This window comes from Telmatocola sphagniphila (genome assembly GCF_018398935.1).
GTDB classification, from domain to species: Bacteria; Planctomycetota; Planctomycetia; order Gemmatales; family Gemmataceae; genus Telmatocola; species Telmatocola sphagniphila.
Map to the genome: position 1 here is coordinate 5,845,087 of NZ_CP074694.1, position 12,887 is coordinate 5,857,973.

Here is a 12,887-nt window from a genome sequence, read left to right on the forward strand (position 1 = left end):
GATTTCAACGGGAAAGGATTCCCATGATCGTTATTACTGGGGCCGCCGGGTTTATCGGTTCAAATCTCGCCCATCGTTTGGCAGGTTCGGGGACCGAATTGCTGTTGGTAGATCACGAACTCAATCCGGCCAAGGCCGCGAACTTCGTCGGTCTCGGTCGCTTTCAATTCCGCCGGCACGATCATTTTCTGCAAGATCTGGAAGCGGGATGTTTCAGTCCCGCAGTGATCTACCATCTGGGAGCCTGCAGCGCGACTACCGAGACCAACTGGTCCTATCTCGAACAGAATAACATCGAGTATACTCGGCGACTCTGGCTCTGGTCGGCCAAAAATCAGATTCCATTTCTCTACGCCTCCAGCGCGGCCACCTATGGCGATGGGTCGCTGGGATTCGACGATCAGATTGCGCCAGAGAAACTGCAGCCTTTGAACCTGTACGGCAAGAGCAAGAATGACTTCGATATCTGGGCCTTACAACAGGTTAACCTCGGGAAACTCGTGCCCCCGACCTGGGCGGGGCTGAAGTTTTTCAACGTCTACGGGCCTCGGGAACAGCACAAGGGCCGGATGTCGAGCGTGGTCTGGCAAACGTATCAGCAGATTCAGCTGACAGGCAGGATGAAACTTTTTCGCAGCACCGATCCCAAATATCCCGACGGAGGACAACTCCGCGATTTCGTTTTCGTCGAGGATTGTGTCGATCACCTGATCTGGCTGGCCTCACAAAAGAGTGTCGGCGGCCTATTCAATAGTGGGACCGGTCAGGCGCGCTCCTTCTACGATCTCGCCGCGGCCACGTTCCATGCCATGGGTCGGCCGACAGACATTTCCTTCATCGATATGCCTAAGGATCTGGCCCGGCAGTATCAGAATTTCACGCAGGCCGCCATGCAGAGTCTTCAGAAGACGGGCAACTCAAAATTGCCAACCTCGCTTGAGGCGGGGATCGAACACTATGTGAAATGGCTGCAACAGGCACATCCGGTGCGACAAGCGGCGTAGCCGGTCATATTTGATTAATATCCGAGTACTTAAGCGGCTTACTCCCGATGTGCCGCCAAGAATTCGCACAACTTCGGTTCGGGATCGACTTTCAAATCTTCATTAAGCGCTAACCGCATCTTCTCATCTCAAATCTAATTTAAATGCAATTCCTCGATCCCATTATTTGGAGACTCGCATGTTCAATTCTCATCGGAGGCTATTTTTAGGAGCTTCGTTTTCCGGACTCGCTTCCTACCCCTTATTTGGTCAGGAACCTTCCCCTAAAGAGCGAAACAAAGAGGAGGAGGATGAGAAAAAAGATCCGCTTCCTGCAAAAGCGGTGAAGGAAGATGCCGGGTTTCAACCTGCGACATTATTTCTGACCTGGCACAAAGATCCGACCACCACGATGGATGTGCAGTGGGTGGGGACTCAGGGCGAAACGGCCGATATCAAAGTTTACTACACCTCCGATCCCATTCCTGTCCCCGTAAAAGGCGCTCCGAAAAATCCGAATGAAAAGAAGGTGAACTGGGTGGTCTGCAACACGATCATCAAGCCCTACCCGATGAGCGATTTCAAAGTCTTTCGAGCGGAAATAGCCGGTTTGACGCCGAATACCGATTACTCCTTCCGCATCGGGAAGGCATCCCCGATCTATAAATTCCGAACGATGCCCGCCAAAGCGAACGATTCGATCCACTTCATCGAAGGGGGCGACTGCGGCATCAACTCGGCAGCCATCGCCAACAATATCATGGCCGCCAAGCAAGATCCGATGTTCGCGATCATCGGCGGAGACCTGGGTTACGATAACGGCAAATCGGTCGATGTCAGTCTCTCTTTCTTGCGCAACTACAGTAAGCACATGGTGACCAAGGACGGCCGAATGATTCCAATGATCACCTGCATTGGTAACCACGAAGTGCTCGGTTCTTACGAACAGAAACGCGAAAAAGGCACTTTCTTTTATCCGTTATTCGACGGTTTATATCCCGAGACCGGCTATGCGACGCTCGAGTTCGGCGACTATCTGAGTCTGGTGCTGCTCGATACCGGTCACACGACCCCGATCGCCGGGGAGCAAACTAAATGGCTGGAAGAGACACTGAAAGCCCGAATTGACCATCCCAACACATTGGTGATCAATCATGTTCCGTGTTATCCTTCTTATCGGAATCCCATAGGAGTTCCGGCCAAGGACGGGAAGTCGGGCAAGCTGGGAACCGGGGAAGGTCAGCGCATTCACTGGGTTCCACTATTTGAAAAATATCGGGTGCCCCTGGTTCTCGAACATCACGATCACACTTTCAAGCGGACCAAGCCGCTTCTGAACGGCATGCCCGATTCCAATGGCGTGCTCTACCTGGGGGATGGCTCCTGGGGAAGAATTCGAAATCCTCGAACGCCCGATTGCCGCGCCCTCACCGCTTTCGTTTGCGATTTCAATCCACAGAAATCGCTCTAGCTTTCTCAGAGCCACGTTTTGCCCAGTTACTAGGAACAAAATCGTGCTGCCTTCCTTTTACTATCAAACGGATTGGAAATAAAAAGCACAAAATTTGTGCTTTTTTAAGTCTCTCAAAAATAAGGAGTTACGAATAAATAAAATAATTTTCATATCAATCAGTACTGGACAAGTGCTGATTATGCGATAAATCTTTTTTAGTATCGATCCCCACTCCATTTCGGTCGCGAAGGTTGGCAACCTTTCGCCGCTTTAGACCACGACCTTTCAGCCAACAACTTCTTGTGGAGTTTTTAGATGAGAGGTCTTCATCGTCGGGCATTCACGCTTATCGAACTGTTGGTCGTCATCGCCATTATCGCGATTCTCATCGGATTGTTGCTGCCAGCCGTTCAGAAAGTTCGCGCCTCGGCGGCACGGCTCAAGTGCGCCAATAACCTCAAGCAGATCGGCCTGGCCTGTCATAACTTTGAGGGAGTTAACGGTAAGTTCCCTTACGCGGTGATGGACTACCAACAGGGCCAAACGACCGGCAGCTACAACAGCGGGTGGGTCATTATCCTTCCCTACCTGGAACAGGATGCGATTGCCCGCGAGTACAACATAAATTTGCCGCGGAACAGCACTGTCACGAACAACGACGGTTACTCGAATTTCGTTCTCGAACAGATGCAGATTCCGACTTATACCTGCCCGTCGATGGTCCCACCGAGCGCCACGAATGGCGGTTCGCTTGGCACGGCCCCGGAGACTCGCGGCCCTTCCAGCTATGTTTTCTCAGCCGGTACTCCGACCGGCTATCAAGCCCGATACGGAACTTTTGCCAACTTCCGTTGCGATGGAGTCATTGTTCCAATCCGTAATTCGGCCTACTCCACTTCGAATACCACGCAGCCGGACAAGGCCGGCAATGCCCCCGTGCGAGTGACCGACATTCTCGACGGCACCTCGAACACGCTGTTGGTGGGAGAAAACGATTTCATGCCGGCCGGAGTGCCTTCGACCGAGGGGCCGGTATGGGCATACGGCTACCTCTACAACTGGACTGGCACCTATTACGGAATCAATAAACGAGACGGCAGCAACGATGCCAACTTCGGCGCTTTTCGCAGCGAACACACAGGGGGCGCCAACTTCACTATGGCCGACGGATCTGTGCAATTCATCCTCGATTCAATCGATCCTGCCACCTTTGCAGGGCTTGGAACTCGCGCCGGCGGTGAGGTAGCTTCGCTCGGTAATTGATCCTCTAAAAGCACCCAATCACAAAGGAGAATTTCTATGAAGCGTATTATCTGTTCAATGCTACTGTTCGCATGTATGGCATTTGTTGCCGAGGCGCACTTCGTTTACATCGTCCCGGATAAAGACGGCACCTCAGCGCAAATTATTCTGAGCGAAACGCTGGAAGCCGACGAAGATGTCGGCATTGCCAAACTCGCCAATATGAAGCTGATTTTCATCGACGCGACTGGCAAAGAAGTTTCTTTGAAGCACGAAACCGGCAAACATGCTTTGACCGTCAAAGTGCCAAGCCGAGGAGTCATCTTCGGCAGCGTCGATTATGGAGTCATGGCCAAGGGAGAAGGAACGCCTTACCTGCTTCGTTATCATGCAAAAGCCATCTTGGTCGATGCTCAAGCCAAGATCGCCACATTGGGCGAGAAGCAGGCTTTGGAAATCTGCGTGGTGGGTGAACCGGGTAAAAATCGATTCCAGGTATTTTCTTCCGGCAAACCCGTAGCCGAAGCCGAAGTCACCGTTCTGAAGCCGGACGGTAACAAAGAGAAGCTAAAGACGGATAAGGACGGCTACACACCGAGTTTAACGGGCTCAGGTCGATTTGGGGCTTGGACCAAGAAAGTCGAAACCCAGTCTGGTGATCTCGAAAGTAAAGCGTACAGCGAGATCAGGAACTACGCGAGCATAGTAGTCGATTTGAATCCAGCTAAGTGAGAACGCTATTGGTTATAGATCGAATGAATTCTTGCGGGATGACTCCAACTGCTAGTCGGGTGTCATCGCGCGAAAAGAACGCGCGGTCTCGGAAAGGGGTAACGAACTAAGTCAGGGGTTAGAATCGAGATGTCGAACATTCCAAAACCAGCAATCCCGCCATCCCGAGAAAAGCCCTCCAATGACTCAGCTACCCTCTATTTCGATTACAAGGATGTAGAAACGCTTTGCAAATTTATAACTGCGGACGGTAAAATATTGCCGCGCAGATTAACGGGTTTAAGCGTTGAAAATCAAAAAGCCCTGGTATTGGCGGTGAAGCGTGCCCGCTTCCTGGCGCTATTACAAAAAGTGACAAAGTGAAATCAATGGCCCGCTCGGCCTGCTCCAACTTTGAGAGAATTGAAATGAAAGCGAGATATATTCGACTGTTGGCTGCTCTAGCGATTGCCTGCCTGCTTCCAGCCATTGGTGCATCCCAAGAGGCTAAATCCTACCCGCCGCTTCCAGAAGCCTTTTCGAGTTTCGGGGCCGCGGTTTGCGATGGTTATGCTTATACATACGGCGGCCACCTAGACAAAACTCATCACTATGCGACTGAAACCACTTCCGGAAAATTACGCCGGTTATCTCTTACTGAACCTGCCAAGGGTTGGGAAGACATTAGCAGCGGCCCGAATCTTCAAGGTCTTGCTCTAGTAGCCCAGGGCGGCAAGCTCTATCGCCTGGGTGGTATGCGGCCGCGCAACATGGAAGGTGAGAAGGCCGACAATGTTTCTGTCGCTGCCTGCGCCCGCTTCGATCCCAAAACCAAAATCTGGGAGGCTTTGCCCTCATTTCCGGAACCTCGTTCTTCCTTCGATGCGGCGGTCGCCGGGAACACAATCGTCGTTGTCGGCGGTTGGAAAATGAACGGGCGCGACAGCAAATCCGATTGGTGCGAAACGGCCCTGCTTCTCGATTTGGATAAGTCACCGTTGAAGTGGGAAGCTGTAACGCAGCCTTTCAAACGACGTGCGCTAAACATCACGGCCGTCGGTTCCAAAGTTTACGTTGTCTGCGGTATGAACGAAGAGAATGAGATTGAAAAGGCAGTGGATATTTTCGAAGTGAAGTCGAGAGCGTGGAGTGAAGGCCCCCCTGTACCGGGACCTATGCTGAATGGGTTTGCTCCCGCCGTCTGTACCTGTAATAATCGCGTTTACGTCAGCCCCGCCGATGGCAAAATCTATCGATTGACTGAAAAGCAAGACGGTTGGGAAGAAGTCGGTTCGCTCAAAGTATCTCGCTATGTGCATCGAATTGTTCCTGCCTCAGAGAACCTGCTTTTGGTGTTGGGTGGGGCATCGAAGGCCAGCAATATTGCTCTGACTGAAGTGATTGAGCCGGCTTGTTGTGCACCCAACTAGAAAATTGCTTCGTCCCGACGATTAAACTTCAATGAGAGGCATTCCGAATGATCGGATCGCTGAGTCATTTGACAAATCGGTGCGAGGCAGTGCTCCTTACCGGCGGTTCTGACGGATCTCCTTTAACTCGCAAGATTAAAGGCAAAGCATTCTTTGAAAGCAAACGTGAATGCGGTGACGTGGGCACATTTCCGAAGTCGAGAGGCGATCAAATGAAGTGGCCTTCGAATGAGATCGTCGAGGACAACGGAACTCTTGAGTGGAAAACTTTTGCCGTAAATGATTGTGTCTCTGTAGGCGACCTCCAAATAGCAATCTGTTGGGATTCGAAGCAGACAAAGGGTAAAGGAAACGACCATAGCCAACCGGGAAAATCTCTCCTCAACCCGCGCTATTACAAAACAGAAATATCTGGCCTCACGGCGACGATTACCAAAACATCTACCGCGCTCGAGCAGTTCGAGTGGGAGAAATAAAGTCACCCGAAATTGTTATTTTTTCTTATCTCATAGAGGAGAGATTTTGATGTCTTCGATTCGGAATTCGATGCGGACTCGCCGAGCTTTCACGCTCATCGAGCTCTTGGTGGTCATCGCGATCATCGCCATCCTGATCGGTCTGTTACTGCCTGCCGTGCAGAAGGTCCGAGAGGCGGCGGCTCGTATGAGCTGTCAGAACAATCTCAAGCAATTGGGTTTGGCTTGCGTCAACTACGAAAGCGCTTACGGCAATTTGCCATGTGGCTTTCTGGGGAAAGACCAGGTCTGTGCAGCTGCCGGTACTTTAGGCGTCCATAAAACCGCTTGGTCAGCAGCGATTCTGCCCTTCATTGAACAATCACCATTGGCCGGTATCTACAACTATAACTACGATTATGACGCCCAGCCGAACGCGACGGCCATTTCAACTCAGTTAAAAGTGTTCAATTGCCCCTCGACACCTTCCGGGCAGCGCTGGGATACCAGTGTCAGCGATGACGCGGCATCGACCGGATGGGGAACTCAAGGTCGCGCTGCTACAGATTATTCCGGGATCAATGCAGTTAAGGCATACCTATACGCCTACTGCTATCCAAATTCGGGGGTGACGACAGCGACGAGCAAAGACTCCTCTCAGATTATTGGCGTCATGACTCGTGACTCCCACGGTGGTGGGGTTAACAATGCGGGTACCACATTCGCGATGATCACGGATGGTACCTCCAATACGATCATGATCGGTGAAGATGCCGGTCGGATATCTTGGTATGGTGTGGGAGGTCAATTGATTGCCGCTTCCGGCACTTCGGTCAACAAAGAAGGCGGCTGGGCCGACCCCAACGGAGCGTTCAGCATCGATGGATCGTTGCCGAACTGCACGGCGGCTTTTGTAGCGGGAGCGACCAAGGATGTTTGTGTAACATCCAGTGGAGCAAATAATATTTGCCCCATGAATTGCACGAATGACAGTGAACTGTACGCATTCCATACGAGTGGAGCTAACGTGGTATTTTCCGATGGACACGTTCAGTTTCTGAAAAGTTCGATTAGTACCACGACTTTGGCTGCACTGGTAACTCGTTCGGGCGGCGAGATTCTGGGCGATTTTTAATCGATTAATATTAAAAAGTTTTTTCAGCATCTCCCCTCGGGAGCTGCTGTTGTTTAATCGCTCGAATTGCGAAACACTTCTTTAAGATAAATGAGCTGTCTTTCGGCTCAGGCGGGTTCGACTCTAATACATGTTTGGGAAGAGTTTAGGCTCGCAAAGTTAGCACTCGACGGAGAACGCTCATACTGCATTCTCCGTCTTGCGATTATTTATCCTCTAATCCCGGCAATCAAGTTAGGGTCACCGTTACCGTAGCGGGCTTCGATATCAGACCGGCGGCATCTTTCACCGTGTAGGTAAACGTGTCTGTGGTCGCCGTGGTGCCGGCCGTGCTTGCATAAGTCACCGTTCCGTCGCTATTGGCGGTGGCGGTGCCATACGTCGGCGCTTGAACGATCGTTACGCTACTGGCCGTGAGGCTGCCTTGTGGGTCAGTGTCGTTAGCCAATACATTAATATTAACGCTGGATCCTACGGCCACGGTAGCGGTATCCGCATTGGCGACCGGCGGTTGATTCACCGTAATGGAGACGGTTCCAGGACTGGAAACCTTGCCGTCTTTATCCTTAAAGGTGTACTGGAAACTATCCGAAGTGCTGGAAGTACCATCATTCGTATAGTTGACAGATCCATCAGTGTTGATCTTCACCGTTCCATGGCTGGGTTGCGTGCTGATAGCCAGGGAGCTCAAATCCAGTGTACCGCCCGTGTCGGTCGTGTTACCACTGAGGTTGATGGAAACCGTTCCGCCTTCGTTAACCGTGGCCGTCACAGCTCCGGCCGTGGGAACGGGTTGAACTGCAATGTTAACGGTGACCGTAGCGGGGCTACTGACGTTGCCAAACGAATCGGCTACCGTGTAGGTGAAAGTGTCCGTCGTTGCAGTGGCAGAATTATTGTTGGTGTAAGTTATCGTTCCATCGCTGTTCACTTTCACCGTACCGCTCGTCGGCTGCGTCGCGATTGTAACGGTCTTGGGATCTAGATAGCCCACGACCGCTTGATCGTTGGCCAGTACGTTGAGTGTGGTACTTTCCCCACCAGTTACAGATCCAGTCGTATTCCCGACGATGGGCGCATCGTTAGTGATGAGATTCGAGTACCCGCTGTTGCCCGAGCTGATGCCAAAGGTGTCGTTGGTCAGAGATAAATTCCCATTCTGCCCAGTGGTCTGAACAGTACTGTTGGCTCCGAAAGTCGAACTGACGACCGCGACATTATCTTCACCACTGCCGCTAAAGAGTTTTAATTTATTTCTGGCCATGCTGGAGATGATCTGAATAGTATCATTGCCGGACCCGATGGTGCCGACATCAAAATCGTCCATGGCATAGACGTTGGCCAGGCCGATGGTGTTGTTGCCGTTCCCCGCCGTGATTGCGAAATCCGTAAAGCTCACCACTCCACTGGCTTCGACGTTGTTATTCCCATTGCCCAATCGGATATAAACACCCGCGGTTATGTCGGTAATAATCAATGGTCCTTGCTGCCCATTGATAGTCGTGGAGCCATCCGTTGAACTGATTTTGACTGCATGCTGACCGATGGCAAGCAGGCTGAACGAATCGTTTGAATTGTCGCCTACGATGTCTAAACTGCCTTTGAGTAGCAAAGCGTTGACGTTGCCGCTGAGGACGAGTCGATTTTCCAGATCTTCCAGGGAAGGTATAAATCGGCTTTCCGAACGCTGCTTTTTCATAACGATAAACTCACACTTAACTTTGAAAGGAAAATGATTTGGGCTCGCACCCGGTCAGATTCACAATCCCTTTATCGAGTAGTGAGGGGGAGTAAAACGATTAGAAACTCTTTCTTTAGAGATTATTTTCAATTGCTGGATGGCGCAAGAAATCGGGTTTTTTTCGTCTGCTCACTCGAGAAAAACCGAGTTAAAGTGGAATTGATGATAATGACTCAAGACTAGCTCCGGGAGTCTATCGGCTAGAGGCAAATCACCCGAAGAATGAACTGCGATTTACGTAATCGCTGCTCTGTCAAAAACAGTCAACTGACGAACATCGCATCCCCATAACTGTAGAAGCGGTATCGTTCGGCGATCGCCGTTTCGTATGCTCGCTTCAGATTCTCCTCCCCCGCCAGCGCCGCGACAAGCAGTAGCAGAGTCGTCTTTGGCAGATGAAAATTCGTGATCAATGCATCGACTACGCGAAACGAATAGGGTGGGTGAATGAAAATCTGGGTTTCCCCAGTCCATTCTGAGTATCCCGCCGATTCGAGAGCCCGGCAACTCGTCGTTCCCACCGCAATCACTCGACCGCCGCGAGCTTTGGCTTGCCGAATTTTTTCAATCGTCGCTTTCGAGACGGCGGCCCATTCGGCATGCATCGCATGTTGGGTCGGATCTTCCGTCCGGACCGGCTCGAAGGTACCGAGGCCCACATGCAGTGTCACGGTGGCCGACTCGATTCCTTTCTGCTTCAGCCGGGATAGTAACTCTGGTGTGAAATGGAGGCCGGCCGTTGGTGCGGCTACCGAGCCCGGCTGAGAGTTGAAAACGGTTTGATAGCGATCCCGATCTTCACTTTGGGCTACTCCTTTTCGGATGTAAGGAGGCAACGGCATCGAACCGAATCTCTCCAGCAAATCCACAAAGGAACCTTCTGAAGCGGGCTCAAAGAGGGAGTGATCTCCAACGCGGCCCCGGTAAATCAATCGGAAGTCCCGCACCTGGAGAATCTCACCCACTTGTGGGTTGCCGCCGCACTTGGCAAGAGTTTCCCAAAAACCTTCGGCCGTGGTTTTGAGAAACAGCGCTTCCCACTTACCGCCGGTTTTTTCGCGGGTGCCCAGCAGTCGAGCCGGCAGCACACGGGAATCGTTCACGATCAGCAGATCGTTCGGCGCTAACAGTTCGGGAAGATCGCGAAAGAGGTGGTGAGAAATGTTCCCGCGGCGGACATCCAGTCGCAGCAGGCGGGAAGAATCGCGGGGCTCAGCGGGTTGCTGGGCAATCAACTCCTCAGGTAGTTCATAATCCCAAAACATGTATCGGCTTAAATTCCCAGACTGTTGCGGATCCACTGTTTGCGCACGGCTTCGGGCTGTTTCTTCCCCAGTTCGATCCATAGCCGGGAAGCTTTTTGCAGCCCCGCATCGACCTGGGTTTTACCCGAGACGATTTCTTGTAGCGCCTCGGCCAGGATCGCGGTTTGCTCCCGAACATCCGGGGTCCGCGGGCTCAGTCGGTAGTTAATAATACTCGAGGTATTTTCGAAACGCAGTGCCGTAAGCAGATGCTCGGTCTGTTTTTTGTCAAATCCGTAGCCGAGAAAGCGCGTCTGGTTACGCGTTTCCTCATGGGAACGCCGATAGGGGCCAACTCCCCATTTGGCCGCAGCCAGGAGTTCCAGGCTGGTTTTCGTCGGATTCCCGAAATCCGCGAAGAAATCAAAAGCCGCGGCGGGATTTTTCGTATCAGCACCCACGCCGCCGAACCAGGCTCCCCAGCCGATAAAGGGCATGCGGTTGATGGCACCACTTTTGTCGATCACTTTTTGGCCGCTGTTATAATCGTAGGTGAAGGCGGCTCCGGGAAGTGGAGCTAATTCCAACCCTTCCTGCGGTTTCAAGCGAGCCAGTTCATCGAGTTTCAAAATGGCGAACAGGGCGGAGCCACTTTTGATGGCTTCCACGGGATCGCCTGTTCCGCTCGGTCGGCATTTCTGCATGCGAGCCAGTAATTCCGCGGCGTACTGGAAAGCCGGGGAGGCCAGACGAGGGGCATAAGTTTTCAAATCGTAAAGAAATGAAAACAGTTCATCGTTCGCTTGAGTGGAAAGTATTTTCTGCCCCACATCGCTATTGATGAGTGTTTTGCGTTCGTAGCAGCTGGCTATGATCAGGAAGATTCTCTGAATATCTTCCGCGCGGGTGGGAAAGGCGGTCAGGGTCGGCGCCTCGGGTGTATTCCAGAACTCGGCCCAGTTGGTGAGCTCATCCCACGTTTCGGGAGCACGCGGCTCGGTTTTGAATTTTTCGCGAAAAGCCTGGAGTTTTTTGGGATCTTTGAACTTGTCGGAACGCCAGACCAGAACTTCCCCTTCCCCCAACAGTGGAATGCCAAACGGTTGGCCATTCCAGAGGGCCAATCGCTGAGAGTAGGGGGACATCAAATCATTCCAGTCATAGGTAGAACCGACGCCACGAAATTCCGGAGTGACTTTTGCAAGTTTGCCTGCCTCGACGAGTCGAGGCAGATCGAAGGCCGGGTAGAAGTAAAGATCGGCGGGAAGATTGACGTCCGAACTGAGGCGAATCGAAGCGCCACTCTTCAATGACCAGGATTTAATACGCTGTTCGATGAGATCGGAATGAGGGTAATCGGGCGAAACGAAGAGAGTCAGCTTCACATCCGCAAACTCCAGCGGAGGAATTTTGTCGAGTGAGCTGGGCCGTTCGGTACAGCCAACGAGCAGGAAAAAACCGAAAAGCGGGAGAATTCGCGCCAGACCACAAGCAGAGAAATTCCCATTTTCGCCATGGAAAAGGCGACAAGTTCTATGCCAGGAGCGTAAAAAGGAAAAAAAAATCATTTTGGCCTTGCTTTCATTGACTCGGCGCGCGAATGTATGCAAACAATATATTTAACTGGGACGGTTTGCTGCCAGTTACTATACGGGCCATTGCTATCTGGTTGTTCGGCTTACTCGCAGTTGAACAAAATAGCTGTAAATTAGGCAGTATTTGGACGGATGTGTTACCATATATACAGGTAACCCTATCCGGAATACTTGTTTATTCGGTATTTTGGATAATTTTGGAAACCCGGATCAATGCAGTACATCGAAATCATTGATTTCGCGTCTCTACAGCGAACCGCACTCGCCATTTCTCCTCGAGGTCGAACCAAATGAAGCTTAGTCTGGTAGTGGCGGCAGGCGTTCATACCGGGAAGGTTATTCCCGTTAGCGTGACGGAATTCAAAATCGGTCGCGATCCCGACTGCCAACTGCGGCCTGCGAGCCCTTCTATAAGCAAAAAGCATTGTGCCATCGTGACGAAAGAAGAAAAAGTGTTCGTCATCGATTTCGGCAGCACGAACGGCACCTTTGTAAATAACGAACAAGTAGCCGGTGAACGCGAACTCCGCAACGACGATTACTTCAAAGCCGGTCCGCTTGAATTCAAAATTAAAATCGAGGGTGTGGTGCAGGCAAAACCGGCACCTCAGCCGGTCGCCGTTGCGGCTAATGACGCCTCGACAGTTACCTCTCACGATGATGCCGACGCCATGGCCATGCTTATGCTCACTGATGGCGAAGATCCGTCTCCTTCAAGCTCGGGCAACTCCCCCACGGCTGAAGCCAGCATACCCGATGGCACGACCATCATGGATGTACCGGCTGTACCCGGAGAGAAGAAAGACGACAAGAAGAGTAAAGGCTTCAATGCCGACACAGCAGGTGCCGCGGCTTCCATTCTCTCCAAGTATATGCGACGACCCCGAACGTAATTCCC

At 51.8% G+C, this 12,887-nt stretch carries 12 protein-coding genes; 9 read left to right on the forward strand and 3 right to left on the reverse strand.

What is annotated here, in order from left to right; genetic code table 11:
* Positions 1–23 precede the first annotated feature (23 nt).
* From rfaD to KIH39_RS23455, 8 genes are all read left to right on the forward strand, one after another.
* Entirely contained in the window at positions 24–1,004 is a 981-nt protein-coding gene (gene rfaD / locus KIH39_RS23420; protein ID WP_213495972.1) for an ADP-glyceromanno-heptose 6-epimerase, read from the forward strand.
* 178 nt (positions 1,005–1,182) lie between these two features.
* Positions 1,183–2,454, forward strand: a complete 1,272-nt coding sequence (locus KIH39_RS23425) for a purple acid phosphatase family protein (RefSeq protein WP_213495974.1) — start codon at positions 1,183–1,185, stop codon at positions 2,452–2,454.
* Between the two features lie 297 nt (positions 2,455–2,751).
* A complete protein-coding gene (locus KIH39_RS23430; RefSeq protein WP_213495976.1) occupies positions 2,752–3,699 on the forward strand; it encodes a DUF1559 domain-containing protein in 948 nt (315 codons plus the stop codon).
* Between the two features lie 36 nt (positions 3,700–3,735).
* Positions 3,736–4,410 (forward strand): DUF4198 domain-containing protein, encoded by a 675-nt coding sequence (locus KIH39_RS23435; protein WP_213495978.1) that lies wholly within the window; start codon positions 3,736–3,738, stop codon positions 4,408–4,410.
* A 129-nt stretch (positions 4,411–4,539) separates the two neighbouring features.
* The gene (rpsR, locus tag KIH39_RS23440) at positions 4,540–4,773 is read left to right on the forward strand and encodes a 30S ribosomal protein S18 (protein WP_213495980.1); all 234 of its coding nucleotides are present in this window, start codon (positions 4,540–4,542) and stop codon (positions 4,771–4,773) included.
* Positions 4,774–4,817: 44 nt separating this feature from the next.
* Positions 4,818–5,819, forward strand: a complete 1,002-nt coding sequence (locus tag KIH39_RS23445; protein WP_213495982.1) for a Kelch repeat-containing protein — start codon at positions 4,818–4,820, stop codon at positions 5,817–5,819.
* A 47-nt stretch (positions 5,820–5,866) separates the two neighbouring features.
* On the forward strand, positions 5,867–6,295 hold the full coding sequence (locus KIH39_RS23450) for a hypothetical protein (RefSeq protein ID WP_213495983.1): 429 nt from the start codon (positions 5,867–5,869) through the stop codon (positions 6,293–6,295).
* Between the two features lie 49 nt (positions 6,296–6,344).
* A complete protein-coding gene (locus KIH39_RS23455; RefSeq protein ID WP_246539404.1) occupies positions 6,345–7,409 on the forward strand; it encodes a DUF1559 domain-containing protein in 1,065 nt (354 codons plus the stop codon).
* A 229-nt stretch (positions 7,410–7,638) separates the two neighbouring features.
* Here the strand turns inward: KIH39_RS23455 and KIH39_RS23460 are convergent, their stop codons facing one another.
* The 3 genes from KIH39_RS23460 to KIH39_RS23470 all read right to left on the reverse strand — a co-directional run bounded on the left by KIH39_RS23460 (position 7,639) and on the right by KIH39_RS23470 (position 11,779).
* Entirely contained in the window at positions 7,639–9,108 is a 1,470-nt protein-coding gene (locus KIH39_RS23460) for an Ig-like domain-containing protein (protein WP_213495985.1), read from the reverse strand.
* A gap of 305 nt (positions 9,109–9,413) precedes the next feature.
* Positions 9,414–10,415 carry a tRNA preQ1(34) S-adenosylmethionine ribosyltransferase-isomerase QueA gene (gene queA, locus KIH39_RS23465; protein WP_213495987.1) on the reverse strand — a complete coding sequence of 334 codons (1,002 nt, stop codon included), beginning with the start codon at positions 10,413–10,415 and terminating at the stop codon, positions 9,414–9,416.
* A gap of 8 nt (positions 10,416–10,423) precedes the next feature.
* A complete protein-coding gene (locus KIH39_RS23470; protein WP_213496011.1) occupies positions 10,424–11,779 on the reverse strand; it encodes an extracellular solute-binding protein in 1,356 nt (451 codons plus the stop codon).
* 500 nt (positions 11,780–12,279) lie between these two features.
* Between KIH39_RS23470 and KIH39_RS23475 the strand changes: the two genes are divergently transcribed.
* Entirely contained in the window at positions 12,280–12,882 is a 603-nt protein-coding gene (locus KIH39_RS23475) for an FHA domain-containing protein (protein ID WP_213496013.1), read from the forward strand.
* Positions 12,883–12,887 lie beyond the last annotated feature (5 nt).

Coding starts and splice junctions, on each gene's coding strand:
- KIH39_RS23475 (WP_213496013.1), top strand. CDS start 12,280: ATGAAGCTTAGTCTGGTAGTGGCGGCAGGCGTTCATACCGGGAAGGTT.
- rfaD (WP_213495972.1), top strand. CDS start 24: ATGATCGTTATTACTGGGGCCGCCGGGTTTATCGGTTCAAATCTCGCC.
- KIH39_RS23460 (WP_213495985.1), bottom strand. CDS start 9,108: ATGAAAAAGCAGCGTTCGGAAAGCCGATTTATACCTTCCCTGGAAGAT.
- KIH39_RS23445 (WP_213495982.1), top strand. CDS start 4,818: ATGAAAGCGAGATATATTCGACTGTTGGCTGCTCTAGCGATTGCCTGC.
- KIH39_RS23450 (WP_213495983.1), top strand. CDS start 5,867: ATGATCGGATCGCTGAGTCATTTGACAAATCGGTGCGAGGCAGTGCTC.
- KIH39_RS23435 (WP_213495978.1), top strand. CDS start 3,736: ATGAAGCGTATTATCTGTTCAATGCTACTGTTCGCATGTATGGCATTT.
- queA (WP_213495987.1), bottom strand. CDS start 10,415: ATGTTTTGGGATTATGAACTACCTGAGGAGTTGATTGCCCAGCAACCC.
- rpsR (WP_213495980.1), top strand. CDS start 4,540: ATGTCGAACATTCCAAAACCAGCAATCCCGCCATCCCGAGAAAAGCCC.
- KIH39_RS23430 (WP_213495976.1), top strand. CDS start 2,752: ATGAGAGGTCTTCATCGTCGGGCATTCACGCTTATCGAACTGTTGGTC.
- KIH39_RS23455 (WP_246539404.1), top strand. CDS start 6,345: ATGTCTTCGATTCGGAATTCGATGCGGACTCGCCGAGCTTTCACGCTC.
- KIH39_RS23425 (WP_213495974.1), top strand. CDS start 1,183: ATGTTCAATTCTCATCGGAGGCTATTTTTAGGAGCTTCGTTTTCCGGA.